Source organism: Rhodococcus sp. 4CII, from assembly GCF_014256275.1.
GTDB lineage: Bacteria > Actinomycetota > Actinomycetes > Mycobacteriales > Mycobacteriaceae > Rhodococcus_F > Rhodococcus_F wratislaviensis_A.
The window spans coordinates 269,648-282,120 of record NZ_JACCFE010000003.1 but is presented as its reverse complement, the minus strand read 5'-3'; the positions used below and the strand labels follow the sequence as shown (position 1 = coordinate 282,120).

Annotated in this window: 14 protein-coding genes and 1 pseudogene; 6 read left to right on the top strand and 9 right to left on the bottom strand. The window is 69.7% G+C overall.

The window, feature by feature from the left end; all coding sequences use genetic code 11:
* Positions 1–3: 3 nt before the first annotated feature.
* The 3 genes from H0B43_RS42680 to H0B43_RS38105 all read right to left on the bottom strand — a co-directional run bounded on the left by H0B43_RS42680 (position 4) and on the right by H0B43_RS38105 (position 2,160).
* A complete protein-coding gene (locus H0B43_RS42680; RefSeq protein ID WP_282555524.1) occupies positions 4–138 on the bottom strand; it encodes a hypothetical protein in 135 nt (44 codons plus the stop codon).
* A gap of 69 nt (positions 139–207) precedes the next feature.
* Positions 208–363: an AMP-binding protein gene (locus tag H0B43_RS38110; RefSeq protein WP_185730190.1), complete on the bottom strand. Its 156-nt coding sequence runs from the start codon at positions 361–363 to the stop codon at positions 208–210.
* Between the two features lie 354 nt (positions 364–717).
* A complete protein-coding gene (locus H0B43_RS38105) occupies positions 718–2,160 on the bottom strand; it encodes a wax ester/triacylglycerol synthase family O-acyltransferase (RefSeq protein WP_185730418.1) in 1,443 nt (480 codons plus the stop codon).
* A gap of 613 nt (positions 2,161–2,773) precedes the next feature.
* On the opposite strand from H0B43_RS38105, the gene H0B43_RS38100 reads away from it, so the two are divergent.
* Positions 2,774–3,259: a hypothetical protein gene (locus tag H0B43_RS38100; protein ID WP_185730191.1), complete on the top strand. Its 486-nt coding sequence runs from the start codon at positions 2,774–2,776 to the stop codon at positions 3,257–3,259.
* A gap of 235 nt (positions 3,260–3,494) precedes the next feature.
* On the opposite strand, the gene dnaJ is transcribed toward H0B43_RS38100, so the two are convergent.
* From dnaJ to dnaK, 3 genes are all read right to left on the bottom strand, one after another.
* Positions 3,495–4,694 (bottom strand): molecular chaperone DnaJ, encoded by a 1,200-nt coding sequence (gene dnaJ, locus H0B43_RS38095; protein ID WP_185730192.1) that lies wholly within the window; start codon positions 4,692–4,694, stop codon positions 3,495–3,497.
* Positions 4,695–4,791: 97 nt separating this feature from the next.
* Positions 4,792–5,580 carry a nucleotide exchange factor GrpE gene (gene grpE, locus H0B43_RS38090; RefSeq protein WP_213016529.1) on the bottom strand — a complete coding sequence of 263 codons (789 nt, stop codon included), beginning with the start codon at positions 5,578–5,580 and terminating at the stop codon, positions 4,792–4,794.
* On the bottom strand, positions 5,581–7,467 hold the full coding sequence (gene dnaK / locus H0B43_RS38085) for a molecular chaperone DnaK (protein ID WP_185730193.1): 1,887 nt from the start codon (positions 7,465–7,467) through the stop codon (positions 5,581–5,583). It abuts the gene before it with no gap.
* Positions 7,468–7,917: 450 nt separating this feature from the next.
* Here dnaK and H0B43_RS38080 point away from each other — a divergent pair, with 450 nt between their 5' ends.
* From H0B43_RS38080 to H0B43_RS38065, 4 genes are all read left to right on the top strand, one after another.
* Positions 7,918–8,109: a hypothetical protein gene (locus H0B43_RS38080; protein ID WP_185730194.1), complete on the top strand. Its 192-nt coding sequence runs from the start codon at positions 7,918–7,920 to the stop codon at positions 8,107–8,109.
* A 48-nt stretch (positions 8,110–8,157) separates the two neighbouring features.
* The gene (locus tag H0B43_RS38075; protein WP_185730195.1) at positions 8,158–8,664 is read left to right on the top strand and encodes a hypothetical protein; all 507 of its coding nucleotides are present in this window, start codon (positions 8,158–8,160) and stop codon (positions 8,662–8,664) included.
* 203 nt (positions 8,665–8,867) lie between these two features.
* Positions 8,868–9,335, top strand: coding sequence for an Hsp20/alpha crystallin family protein (locus H0B43_RS38070; RefSeq protein WP_185730196.1), 468 nt, complete (start codon positions 8,868–8,870; stop codon positions 9,333–9,335).
* A gap of 178 nt (positions 9,336–9,513) precedes the next feature.
* A complete protein-coding gene (locus H0B43_RS38065) occupies positions 9,514–9,927 on the top strand; it encodes a DUF2267 domain-containing protein (RefSeq protein ID WP_252190316.1) in 414 nt (137 codons plus the stop codon).
* 32 nt (positions 9,928–9,959) lie between these two features.
* Here H0B43_RS38065 and H0B43_RS38060 read toward each other — a convergent pair.
* A pseudogene (locus H0B43_RS38060) lies at positions 9,960–10,318 on the bottom strand (DUF3052 family protein).
* A gap of 107 nt (positions 10,319–10,425) precedes the next feature.
* Complete coding sequence (locus tag H0B43_RS42210; protein ID WP_252190317.1) at positions 10,426–10,797, bottom strand: hypothetical protein; 372 nt, start codon at positions 10,795–10,797, stop codon at positions 10,426–10,428.
* A 342-nt stretch (positions 10,798–11,139) separates the two neighbouring features.
* Between H0B43_RS42210 and H0B43_RS42205 the strand changes: the two genes are divergently transcribed.
* A complete protein-coding gene (locus H0B43_RS42205) occupies positions 11,140–11,310 on the top strand; it encodes a hypothetical protein (protein ID WP_252190318.1) in 171 nt (56 codons plus the stop codon).
* Positions 11,311–11,560: 250 nt separating this feature from the next.
* Here the strand turns inward: H0B43_RS42205 and H0B43_RS38045 are convergent, their stop codons facing one another.
* Positions 11,561–11,989, bottom strand: a complete 429-nt coding sequence (locus tag H0B43_RS38045; protein ID WP_185730197.1) for a J domain-containing protein — start codon at positions 11,987–11,989, stop codon at positions 11,561–11,563.
* Between the last annotated feature and the right edge of the window lie 484 nt (positions 11,990–12,473).

The following is a 12,473-nucleotide window of genomic DNA, read 5'->3' as shown; positions in this document are numbered from 1 at the left end:
CCGTCAGCCGTCGTGGTGAAACGGGACTGCCCGGCCGCGCCGGCGACCGGTGGGAGGGGTGAGGACGGACCGGACGGCGGCGGTGCCGCCGATACCGCCGGCGAGGAGCAAGAGCAGGAGAGCGACGTTGGTGTTCACGGAAAGCAGGGTCCTTCCTCGGGAGGTGTCCGGATGAGGTGGCCAGGTATGGAAGGGTTCGGGTGCCGGTCAATTCGGTTGCGGACGCACCCGTGAGGTCGGGTCGGGGACGTCGGTGGGTTCGTCGGCGAACATGGCGGCGATCCGGGTCTTGATCTCGGCGGTGCTGAGGGTGCCGGTGCGGGCACCGGCGGTGGGGGTTCGGTGGGCGGTGGGGACGCTCATGGTGGTGGCTACTGCCTTTCTGCTTGGTGACCGTCGGCGAAATGCTGTGTGGGAGGGCGATTGTCAGATCATGAGGGCGGCGGCGGCGACCGCGGCCAGGGTCGCGGCGGCGATGGCGGCGGCCGCGCCGAGTGATCCGGTGACCGCCCAGGCCGGGCCGGCCGCACAGGCCCCCGGCGACGGCGGCGATCAGTGCGCCGGTGCGCAGCCGTCCGGCCGGGCGCGATCGGTCGATGCCGGCAGTGTGGTGGCCGGTCAGGGGTGTGGTGGGGTGCATGGACGGTGTCCCTTCTCCCGGATTCGCCGGCGTCGGTGGATCGTGCGTCGCCGTGGGGCGATGGGTCGGCTGACTGGTCAGAGTCCGACGACGGTTTCGAGGGTGCGGAGTTCGGTGTGCAGGTGGTCGAGCATCGGATGCAGGTTCGGTACCGCCGCGCGGCAGCCGGTGAGGCCGAAGACGAGCTGGTCGTCGGTGCTGGTGCAGGTGATGTTGAGCGCTTGCCCGGTGACCGGGATGGACAGCGGATACAGGGCGTCGAGCCGGGCGCCGTTCCAGTACAACGGGGTGCTGGGGCCGGCGACGTTGGAGATCACCAGGTTGAACGGGGGCCGGTGCGGTCCGCGGCGGCCGGTGAGCAGTTCCAGCCCGAGGGGGGCGGCGCCCAGGGCGCTGACCGCGAGCGCCTGCGCCTGGCTCATGCCCCGCAGCGCCGCCTTGCCCTCGCGCATGCAGGTGCGGATGGTCTCGAGCCGGTGGGCGGGGTCGGGCAGGTGGGTGGCCAGGTTGCACATCAGCATCCCGACCCGGTTCCCGGCCCGCTCGGCCCCCGCGCGGCCGGTGTCGGTGTCGGAGCCGCGGAGGTTGACCGGCACCATCGCGATCAGCGGATCGGCCGGCAGCGCCCCCAGGTCGTCGAGGAATCGGCGCAAAGCTCCGCCGCACAGGGCCAGCACGATGTCGTTGACGGTGGCGTCGGCGTGCTTGGCGAGCAGTCGCACCCGTTCCAGCGGCCAGGATCGGCCGGCGAAGTGCCGGGCTCCACCGATCGGGACGTTGAACATCGTGTGCGGGGCGCCTAGCGACAGTGGCCCGCCCCGGGCGTCGAGGGCCCGGTCCACCGCCGCGGCCACGGCCGGTGCCAGACCGGCGATCTCCCCGGCCACCCCGCGGGCGGCGCGCAGCAATTGGCCCGGCAGGGCCAGTGGATTCGGGATCTCCGCCAGGGCACTGGGCGCGGGGTGAACTGGTGTACTCAACCGGGCTCGGGCGTCCTCGGCGCGGGTGGGCTGCCAGGGCGCGGGCATGTTCCGGCGGTCCGGATCCTCACTCATGCTGCGCCGCAACAGCGACATCGCCGACGCGCCGTCGGCGAGAGCGTGATGGATCTTGGTGTAGACCGCGTACCGGCCGTCGGCCAAACCCTCGATCAGGTGCATCTCCCACAATGGTCGGGACCGATCCAGCAGGGTCGCGTGCAGCCGGGAGACCAGGGTCAGCAGTTCCGCGGTTCCGCCGGGCCGGGGCAACGCGTCCCGGCGGATGTGATGGTCGAGATCGACGTGGTCGGTGGTGTCCCAGCCCCACTGGCCCAGCGAGGTCAGCGACCGGCGGGCCCGGGTGCGGAACAGCGGCGTGACCTGACCGTCGGCGACGGCGGCCTCGAACATCTCCCGCACCGCCCGGGCGTCGGCGCCGTCGGGTGGGGTGAACACCGCCAACCCACCCACGTGCATCGGATGCTCACGCGATTCCCCCAGCAGGAACATCGAATCGGTCGGCGACATCGGCAACAACATCGGCACAGCAGGCCCTTTTCTCCCCGGGTGCGTCCGCCAGCGGGGTCCGGGCCGGCGGTTGCACGATCACGCGTCCGTGACACCACATCACAAAAATGTGTGAGATGAGTCACAAGTAGGTGTCGATGCGTTCCTTTGTACAGCAACTCGCCGGATATGTGCTACTCGGACGGTCGTCCAGCATGTTTTCGGCACCCGGTGCCACCAGTGGAAATGGCCGCATACCCGGTCTCCGGGCGTCGTTACCTTCCCATGCACGGTCGGCCGCACTGCGCAACCGGGTCGGTTCGGCCCCGGGCCGAATCGGTCCGATATGACCGGTTTCGGAAGATGGCCGCGGTCACGCAGTGAGCGGTCCTCCGGCTGTGGGCGGGACGCGGTGAGCGGACAGTGGACACCGCTCTTGCCGTGCCTCCCTATCTCATACCGATGACGAGCAGCAGACATGTCCACCGATTACGACGCATCCCGCACCGGCGGACCTGACGAGGTCGGCGACGATGCCCTCGACAAAACTGACCGCCTGTCGCCGCGAAGGCCGGTCGGCGGTCGACGTCGAGGACACCCACACCGCGGCAGTGTGTGTGGAGCATGGGCTGGGTACCCGGCGGTCATGGGGTCCGATCTCGAGGGGCGGTTCCACCGGGAGGCGGAAGTGGCCGGCCATCTGCTCGCGCTGGTGTCCGAACACCAGTACGCGGCCCTGGGGCAGGAGCTGTCCGCGCTGGCGGCGCCGCCGGACACCGTGCCCGGGCGCGGGAGTTGCTACGGCGGGGTGCTGACCTGGCTGACGGGCGCGATCGCCGACGTCGCCGTTGCCCGCCTGGGTGCCGCCGTGCAGGGCGAATCGTTCATCCTCGAGGTCCGCACCCCGGCCGGGCAGGTCGTCGATGCCCGGCAGTTGCCGCCGCGGCACGCCCGAGTGGCGCGGTCGGTGCTGGCCCTGCTGGCCGATGACCCCGGCACCGCCCGGGTATACCTGGGTGCCGCCGAACGCGAACCCGACGCCGACGTGCGGGTCACCACTCTCATCGAGGCATTGACCTGGCTCAATGCCCTGCTCGACGCCCCCACCCCGGCGTTCCCCGACTCACCGTGAATGCGGCCCTCGGGGGAGGAGTTCGGTCGAATGGTCCGGTCAGCGTGTTTCTTTCTCGATCCATCCCGATGAAGACAATAGCTCCGAAGACGTCGACACAACCTGCTCAGCGTGGTTCCCTGTTCGCCACCTCGGTCCAGGCGGCGACCCTGGTGGCGGGTGCGGTGGCGGGTGCGGTGTCCTGGTGGTCGGGTGCTCGGGTTCCTCCCCGGGGCGACCACCGACTACGACCCCCTCAGCGGCCGGGCCAGGAGGCGCGGGGGTCGAATCCGGCGGTCTTCTCGGCTTTCTCGTAGGTGCGGAGCGCGTCGACGGCCTTTCGGTCCAGCCGCGGCGGCACCGCGACCTGCACGGTCACCCGCAGATCACCCGGTGGGCCGCTGCGGCGCGGTACGCCGCGCCCGCGTATCCGGAAGGTGCGCCCCGATGGGGTGCCCGCGGGGATCTTCACGCTGACCCGCCCGTCGAGGGTGGGCACCGAGATCGTGGTGCCGAGGGCGAGTTCGCCGAACCCGACCGGCACGGTCACCGTGAGATCGTCGCCGTCGCGGCCGAAGACCGGATCCGGATCCACCGTGACGGTGACGTACAGATCCCCGGCGGGGGCTCCGCGCAGCCCGGGCTCGCCCTGTGCTGGCACCCGAATCCGTTGACCATCGGTGACCCCGGGTGGGATGCGGACGTTGATGGTGCGGGTGCGGTGCCCGACCCCGGTGCCCTGGCAGTCCGCGCACGGGTGGTCGACGATCATCCCGGTGCCGCGGCAGTCGTCGCAGGATTCGCTGAACCCGAAGCCGCCCTGATTGCGGCTCAGGGTCCCGGCACCGCCGCACGAGGGGCACCGCCGCGGACGGGTTCCGGGCCGGGAGCCGCTGCCGTGGCAGGTGGTGCACACCGTGGGTCCGCTGACCTGCAGCGGCAGCACCACCCCGGTGACGGCCTGCCGCAGCGGTAGCCGGGTCTGCGCCTCGACGTCACTGCCCCGCCGCGGGCGCGACGAGGCAGTGGTGGTGCGGGTTCCGTTGCGCCGGAACAGATCTCCGAACATGTCCCCGAAGCCGGCATCGCCGGAGGTGAACGTGGCACTCCCGCTCCCGAACAGGTCGGAGAAATCGAACCCGCCCATGCCGTTGGTGGCGCCGGCACTGGTTCCGGCCCGGGACCGGGATCCGGCCCGCCGGAAGGCGCCCTGCCCAGGACGATACAACTGCCGGGTCCGGTCGTACTCGGCGCGGGTGGCCGGATCCGAGAGCACCGCGTGCGCCTCGCTGACCGCCTTGAATCGTTCCCCGGCCGCCGCGTCGTCCGGGTTGGCGTCCGGGTGCAATCGGCGGGCCAGCGTACGGTAGGCGCGTTTGATCTGCTCCGCCGACGCCGTGGAGGGCACACCGAGGTCCGCGTAGAAGTCACGCTCGATCCACTCCTGCTGCGTCACAGGATATCTCCTCCCACTATCAACCAAGCTGCGTCACTAGTCACCATCACCTGGGGGCAGAATCCGATGTCATCCGGCTGTCCCGCCGCGGACCACCTCACCCGCAGCGGTAGGGATTCGGGTCCGGGTCCGGGTCCGCCGGTGGATTCGGCTCCTGCGGTGGGTCACCGGCGGTGCTGGTGTTCTCGTACCGGTCGCGGTCGATCACCGTGACCAACGCCGTGCGCAGCACCTTGTGCACGCCGACGGTGTAGCCGCGGCGCAGCACGGTGTCCACTACCAGGTCGGTGCCGTGGCCTTCGTGGCTGGCGGCCTCGTGCAGGGTGGGATCGAACCGGTCCCCGCGTTCGCCGAACGCCGAGACACCCATCCTGGCCAGGATGGTCCGGATCTTCCGATAGAGACTGTGCAGCGGCTCCCGGGCGGTATCACCGTGCTCACGCGCCCAGTCCAGGTCGTCGAGAACACCGAGAAACGCGGTAGCGACCGTCGCTTTCGCGTTCTCCGCGGCCACCGCCCGGTCCCGCTCGACCCGGCGCCGGTAGTTGGCGTATTCGGCCTGCAGGCGCTGCAGATCGGCGGTCAGTTCCGCCAGCCGGTCGGCATCGGTCTGCCGGGACGCCGACCGGTCGGCACCGGGTCCCCGGCCAGCGGGTGTGATTCCGGGTCCCCGAGGCGCGGTGCCCGTCTTCTCGCCCAGCATCGGTTTCGCCCCTCGGTCCGTGGGCGCGGGCCGGGATCCGGGGGTGTCGTCGCGGACCCGGCCGGTGACCGGGTCGATGCGGCGCCGGTCGGTGATCGCGATCGGTTCGCGCGGCGGCTGCCGACCGTTGCCCCTGCGACCGGCCTTGTCGGATCGTTGCTGCTCGTCATGTGGGGTGTTCATTTATCGTCCCTCCCGGGGTTCGTCCACCACCTCCGCGTCGACGACGTCCTCGGCGCCCTGCCCGTCACCGGAGGCTCCGGCAGCGGCTCCGCCGTCACCGGCACCGGCGCCGTCACCACCGGTCGCTCCTCCGCCCTGCTGTGCGGCTTGGGCGGCGTAAATGGCCTCGCCGAGAGCCTGGGATTCGGTGCCCAGTTTCTCCACCGCGGTCTTGATCGCGGCGAGGTCGGTGCCGGCCAACGCGTCCTGCACCTGTGTGATCGCCGACCGCACCTTGCCGGTGACGTCGGCGGGTACCTTGTCGTCGTTGTCCTTGATGAATTTTTCGGTCTGATACACCAGCGACTCGGCCTGGTTGCGGGTTTCGGCTTCCTCCCGGCGGCGGCTGTCCTCGGCGGCGTGCGCCTCGGCGTCGCGGATCATCCGGTCGATGTCCTCCTTCGACAGTGCCGAGCCTTCCTGGATCCGGATCCGGTTCTCCTTGCCGGTGCTCTTGTCCTTGGCGGTCACGTGCACGATGCCGTTGGCGTCGATGTCGAAGGTGACCTCGATCTGCGGCACCCCCCGCGGGGCGGGCGGAATCCCGGCCAGTTCGAAGCTGCCGAGCAGCTTGTTGTGCGAGGCGATCTCGCGCTCCCCCTGATACACCTGGATCTGCACCGACGGCTGGTTGTCGTCCGCGGTGGTGAAGGTCTCCGACCTTTTGGTGGGGATGGTGGTGTTGCGCTCGATCAGCTTGGTCATCACCCCGCCCTTGGTCTCGATGCCGAGCGAGAGCGGGGTGACGTCGAGGAGCAGCACGTCCTTGACCTCACCGCCGAGGACACCGGCCTGCAGGGCGGCGCCGACGGCGACGACCTCGTCCGGGTTGACACCCTTGTTCGGTTCCTTCCCACCGGTCAGCTCCCGCACCAGATTCGTCACCGCGGGCATCCGGGTGGAACCACCGACCAGCACCACGTGGTCGATGTCCTTGACCGCGATCTTCGCGTCCTTGATCACCGATTGGAACGGGGCCCGGGTGCGGCCCAGGAGGTCGGAGCTGATCTTCTCGAACTCGCTGCGCGAGAGCTGCTCGTCGAGGAACAGCGGGTTCTTGTCCGCGTCCACGGTGATGTAGGGCAGGTTGATCGACGTGCTCTGCGACGAGGACAGTTCGATCTTCGCCTTCTCCGCGGCCTCCCGGAGCCGCTGCATCGCCATCTTGTCCTTGGTCAGGTCGAATCCGGAGCTCGCCCTGAACTTCTCGGCCAACCACCCCACGATCCGGTCGTCCCAGTCGTCACCGCCGAGGTGGTTGTCACCGGAGGTGGCCCGCACTTCCACGACGCCCTCGCCGATTTCGAGCAGGGAGACGTCGAAGGTGCCGCCGCCGAGGTCGAAGACCAGGATGGTCTGTTCCTTCTCTCCCTTGTCCAGGCCGTAGGCGAGGGCGGCCGCGGTGGGCTCGTTGATGATCCGCAGCACGGTCAGCCCGGCGATCTGGCCGGCTTCCTTGGTGGCCTGCCGTTGGGCGTCGTTGAAGTAGGCGGGGACGGTGATCACCGCGTCGGTGATGTCCTCACCCAGATACGATTCCGCGTCCCGCTTCAGTTTCATCAGCACCCGGGCGCTGATCTCCTGCGCGGTGTAGTTCTTGTCGTCGATCGCCACATGCCAGTCGGTGCCGATCTCCCGCTTCACCGACCGCACCGTCCGGTCCACGTTGGTGACGGCCTGATTCTTGGCGGGCTGGCCGACCAGCACCTCACCGCTGCGCGCGAATGCCACCACCGACGGGGTGGTGCGTGAACCCTCCGAGTTGGCGACCACCACCGGGTCGCCGCCCTCGAGGACACACACCACCGAGTTCGTGGTGCCCAGATCGATCCCGACCGCCCGTGCCATGACAGTCCTCCTCACACCCCGGGCGCGCCGTCGGCGCACCCGCCGAAACCCTTCCGTTGACAATTCAATTTTCTCTCCGTACAACAACCACGGTCAAGAAAATATGCCGCATCTACAGCATGTTTTCTCCTATAGGTTTGGGTCCGGGCGCCTGCCGCCGAGCCGCGTCAGGCGCTCACACCGGATTCTTCTGAGTTGCAGTGTCCCGGCGGAGGTGATCGGCGAATCTTACGAGGGGACTCTCACGAACATTCCGCGTCCGCCGATCCCGGCGCAACGACGCCGATGATCGTGCGGGCCCGAACCGACGCCACCCCACCGGTCCCCGGTCCGCGATAGCTGGGAAGATTTTCTCTTTAATTCTTGGTAGATCTTGTGCCATAATGGATCCGCTCCGGCAGGCCCGGGTCACGGGGCGCCGGCACACCGCATGGTTCGGGGGTGGTGAGGATGACGGATGAAACTCTGGTGGCACTGAAGAACTACGAATACCTGATTCTCGAGCATGGCTGCGAGAACGTCAGCCTGGTCTGGCACACCGATTCGGTGGTGTTCGGCGAGGACGGGTGGGCGGACATCGACATGCTCACCGAGCCGGGGTTCACCCCGGCCACCGAATGCTTCGCCCGCCGCGAGGACTGACCGCCGGCGAGCGTGGCCCAGGGGAAGACACGGGTGGGGAGTGCCGCGGTGGGTGGGCATCAGCACGTCGACCGGAGGTGGCGGTTCCCGGTGTTCGAGGAACCGCCGGTGCCCGGTGCGCCATCGGCCTGGGCGGAGGCCGTGGTAGCGGTCGCCCGGGATCTGCGATGCTGTCACCGCCGGGGGGCGGTGGGCTGGGACGAGGTGTGCTGGGAGCTGGCAATACACCCTCAGGGGGTGTTTCTCGCCTGGGATCCCGCCCCACCGGGTATCGACCGGCCCGGCGGGGAACCCGACGAGACCGGCGCGAGCCGATGGGTCCTCGGCCGCGGCCTGGCGCCGCGGCTGCCGGCGGTCGAGGCGACGATGTGGGTGGCCGACACCGTGCAGGCGACGCTGCTGCGGCAACTGAGGATGCCATGGCCGTGCCGCGACGAGGCCACGGTGTGGGTTCCCCGAATCCGGGACTCTCACCCCTGTTGGGTCGATCCGGCCACCGGCCGCACCGTCGCGGCGGTCGGCGACCTCGCCGCGGTGGGCGCCGACATCCAGTGACGCCGACGGGGGTGTGCGTGCCTCAGCAAACGCGGCGAGTCGGTATCACCTCATCGTCACCTGATGGGGTGCTCGATCACTGGTGACGGGTTTGGGGGATGGGCATTCCGGGTACCAATCCTGTTGCAGGAGAACCGTCCCCGGGCGGTCCACACTCCCCGGGGGATGGACAACACACAGCGGCAAGTGGGAGGTGTCGTGCCATGGTTGCACCTGCGCAGCGCAGCGGTCACGAGTCCGGGCGGTGGGGCCCTCTCGCCGAGCTCGCCGACATCGAACATCGGATCAGCCCCTTACGGAACTCGGTGCCGGCCGCCCCGTTCGGTGACAGACCACCCTGGCGGCCGCTGGCGGACGTGTCCGAGACCGAGGACGGGTACCTGGTGGAGGTGGAGGTGGAGGTGCCCGGCGTCACACGCGAGGACCTCGCCATCACCCTGTCGGCCAACGAACTCGAGATCAGCGGCAAGTTCGTGGAGAAGAAGAAGCTCGGGTGGCTGCGCACCCGCAGCCGCACCCGCCGCACCGGCAGCGTCGAATTCCGCACCCTGCTGGCCCGCGACGTCGATGCCGACAACATCACCGCCGCACTCGCCGACGGTGTTCTCACCGTCACCCTCCCGACGACCGCGGCCGCCCGGTCCCGGCGCATCCAGGTCACCACCGACTGACATGCCGCCGCCCGTTCCCGACGCCCCCACGTACCCCGAACCGGATGGGAACCCCGCCGACCCGAATGCCCTGTCCTGAACCCGCCCCGGTCGGCATGGGTGAGGGGGATCCGGGGGTGGATCGACCGGCGAGACCACGATTGCCCCTCAAGACCGAAACAAGAAGAACAATCGGAAAATGCAGAAAGGACACACGGTGATGGACGACACCGAATTCCTGTCACGGGTCCGCGAATACGGAGAGTACGACAGCCTGGGCGAGGCCACTCGGGTGACGACGGTGGTGCTCCGAAAACTCGGGGCGCGGCTGTCGCCCGGCAAGGTGCGCGCCCTGGCCGCGCAGCTCCCGCCCCTGGCGGGCGAGGCACTCGGCCCGGTCGAGGACGGACGGTCCGCACCCGCCTTCGGGGTCGAGGAGTTCCGCCACCGGATCGCCCAAGCCCTCGATGCTCACCCCACCACCGCCGAATGGGACACCAGCGCGGTGCTGTCCACGGTGGCCCAGGCGGTCGACGACAACTGCCTACGCACCGTCCTGGGTTCTCTGCCCGAGGGTTTCGCGCCACTGTTCGGCCGGACCGAAACGGTGTGAGCACCCACGACTGCCAGGGGCGCCGGCTGTCATCACCGGGCGGGCGGCTGCGCCGAGGACGAGGACGCCCGAGTGCTGGTGAGCGGCGTTGGGTGAGCCAGGGCCCGAGCCAGTCGTGCCCTGTCGATTCTGGAGGTGCCGTGCAGCCCGGCGAGGTCGGGAGCCGCGGTCACCTCCGCCGCTTCCAGGTGACCGAGGCGGGACGGTTTCGGCGTCACCAACCACACGACACCGGTGCCGGACAACATGTGCGGGCGGTGATCAGCTCGTCGGCGAGAGCACCGTCCCCGCTGCGCCACCACAGCAACACCACGTCGACACTTCCGCCGAAGTTGTCCTCGACCAATGCGTCCCCCGAGGATGTCGATACGACGGCGCAGGGGGTCCTCATCGACGTCGTCGTCCCATCTCAGTTTTCCGCACCATCATCTCCTCGGTCAGACACAGGTCGGTGGACTGTCCGCCGGCACACCCCGCCGTCGACATCGGCAGCCCCCGTCAGCTCGTGTGGGCTTCTTCGGGGTGGTCGTTCCACCCGCGACCTCGGTATCGCGTGCGGGCCGGATCGCGGTGAGCGAGGTGGCCCACCAACGGGAATGAGCGCCCTACTCGGTCACCGCGGCTGGTGGGCCCTACCTCCCGGACCGGAACCCGGGAGCGCAAACCTCGACGCCGCGGTGTCCGGTTCAGGGCCGAAAGAGTGTGCCCCATTCCGTCCAGCGCACGGGCGGCGACGGGATCGGGCGGCTCGTTTCCGCTGGCGAGCGCGACGAGGGCCTCGGCGAGGACGGACACGCCGTGGCGGCGGGCTGCACCGATCAATTCGTCGAACGCGTCCGCGGTCCCGATCCGGCGGAGCCCGATCAGCACCCCCTCGGCGGTGTCGAGGGCCGGGTACGCGTTCCCGTGCCGCCGGGAGGGGTGGTGGTGGCACGGTGCAAGGCTGCCATCGCGGACACCTCCATCGAAGTACGGGAGCGGGTCCAGTGGGGTTTGCGGGTCTTGCCCTGGTTGGTTCGATCCCACACATTCCCGGCCGGTCGACGGGTCGGAGCCGGTGACGTACTCCGCTCCCCTTTATCTTCCTGACCAGCGCACGGGTAGTTTCGATACTGCTGCGGACGCCGCATCCTGGTCGGGTGGAACCGTCACTTCGAGTGGTCGCTGGGTATCGAGGGTCAACGCACCGATCGTGTCCTGATCATCGGCGGGTTGGGCATCGGCCGCCGCCCGCAACCAGAGGTCATCGCCGACCGAACCGACGAGCTCGTCGCGGAGCTGATGCACCTCGAATGCTCTGCCCCAGATATCTTTCCGGTTCCGACCGTCGTCTACCGAATCGACAGCGGCACCGGCCGCACCGAGTCTGAGCCGCGGCGGTGACGAATCGCCGGTTCGCGGCCGGGACGGGGGAGTGGCTCCGCCGCGGCCGGAACCGGACCGACCGCGAACATCGACACCGATGACTGCCGAGACCTCAGTCGCCGTGGTCGGATCCGACCGATCCCCCGAGACGTCCGCGTCCTCGCCCGCCGAGACGTCCGCGCCCTGTGGGGCATGAGCACAGGGTGGTCTCCGCCGCCCGGACCCTGCCTGCCGGCTCATCACCCCGTCGTTCGCCGGCATCGACGCCTCAGCGGTGTCGCCGCACCGGTCCGACCCACAGGCCGGTCGCCGGGGGGTGGCACGGGGGCGGGGTGTCGCCCACGACGACCACGCGGGTGCGCGGCGGGGCCGGGGACGGCGGCGGTCGCCGGGGCCGAGGCTGGGGTTCGTCGGCCGCCCGCTCGGCTGCTGCTGCCCGCTCGGCCGCTCGTTCGGCGGCGTCCCGTTCGGCCGCTGCCCGGTGGTGGGCGGCCCGTGCCTGGGGGTCGCGCAGCAGGGCGTAGGCGGACAGGACCTGCTGGAGATGCTCATCCGCCGGCGGGTCGGTTACCGGGTCGCCGGTGCGGGTGTCGGGGTGGTGCTGGCGCAACAGCCGCCGGTAGGCGCTGGCGATCTCGGCCTGCGACGCCGACGGAGACAGGCCCAGCACCCGATACGGATCCTGCTCGGTGGTCATCACCGCGCCGCCTTTCGTGCCGACCCACGACACAGGGTGGTCCCGGGCTCGGGATGCCGGAACCACCTGGGCGGGGCGGGCCCGACCCGCACGAAGGACCCGCCCCCGCTTTGTCACGATCGGGGTGGGCACTGCCCGCCCGGGAAGGCCGATGGCTACCGGTCTGCCAGTCAATGGCGGTGCGCCCCGGTCGAATCCGGCACAACCCAATGCGGGCGGGCGGATCGGCGGTCGGCGCCGTCACAATTCGATCGGTGGGTCGGCGGTGCCGGGCGGCGTGCTCCGGGAAGGGGGTTCGCCGCGCCGCGCGGGAAGGAAAGACAGGTGAAGGAGGCGGCAGCAGGCGAACCCCTGCGCTGATGCACTCGTCTGATTCATCACCCCTTTTGTGCTCGACGATCGACTGTGCTCTACGAGAGTGGATGTGGCTGGTGGTTTCTCGGTCTCGGAGGTGAGCGCTGCGTGGCCCGGATCCCGGGGGCCG

What these genes read in the sequence shown, in the direction of transcription:
- H0B43_RS38110 (WP_185730190.1), bottom strand. Translation starts at nt 363, where the DNA reads ATGAGCGTCCCCACCGCCCACCGAACCCCCACCGCCGGTGCCCGCACC.
- H0B43_RS38105 (WP_185730418.1), bottom strand. Translation starts at nt 2,160, where the DNA reads ATGTTGTTGCCGATGTCGCCGACCGATTCGATGTTCCTGCTGGGGGAA.
- H0B43_RS38100 (WP_185730191.1), top strand. Translation starts at nt 2,774, where the DNA reads ATGGGGTCCGATCTCGAGGGGCGGTTCCACCGGGAGGCGGAAGTGGCC.
- grpE (WP_213016529.1), bottom strand. Translation starts at nt 5,580, where the DNA reads ATGAACACCCCACATGACGAGCAGCAACGATCCGACAAGGCCGGTCGC.
- dnaK (WP_185730193.1), bottom strand. Translation starts at nt 7,467, where the DNA reads ATGGCACGGGCGGTCGGGATCGATCTGGGCACCACGAACTCGGTGGTG.
- H0B43_RS38080 (WP_185730194.1), top strand. Translation starts at nt 7,918, where the DNA reads ATGACGGATGAAACTCTGGTGGCACTGAAGAACTACGAATACCTGATT.
- H0B43_RS38070 (WP_185730196.1), top strand. Translation starts at nt 8,868, where the DNA reads ATGGTTGCACCTGCGCAGCGCAGCGGTCACGAGTCCGGGCGGTGGGGC.
- H0B43_RS38065 (WP_252190316.1), top strand. Translation starts at nt 9,514, where the DNA reads ATGCAGAAAGGACACACGGTGATGGACGACACCGAATTCCTGTCACGG.
- H0B43_RS38045 (WP_185730197.1), bottom strand. Translation starts at nt 11,989, where the DNA reads ATGACCACCGAGCAGGATCCGTATCGGGTGCTGGGCCTGTCTCCGTCG.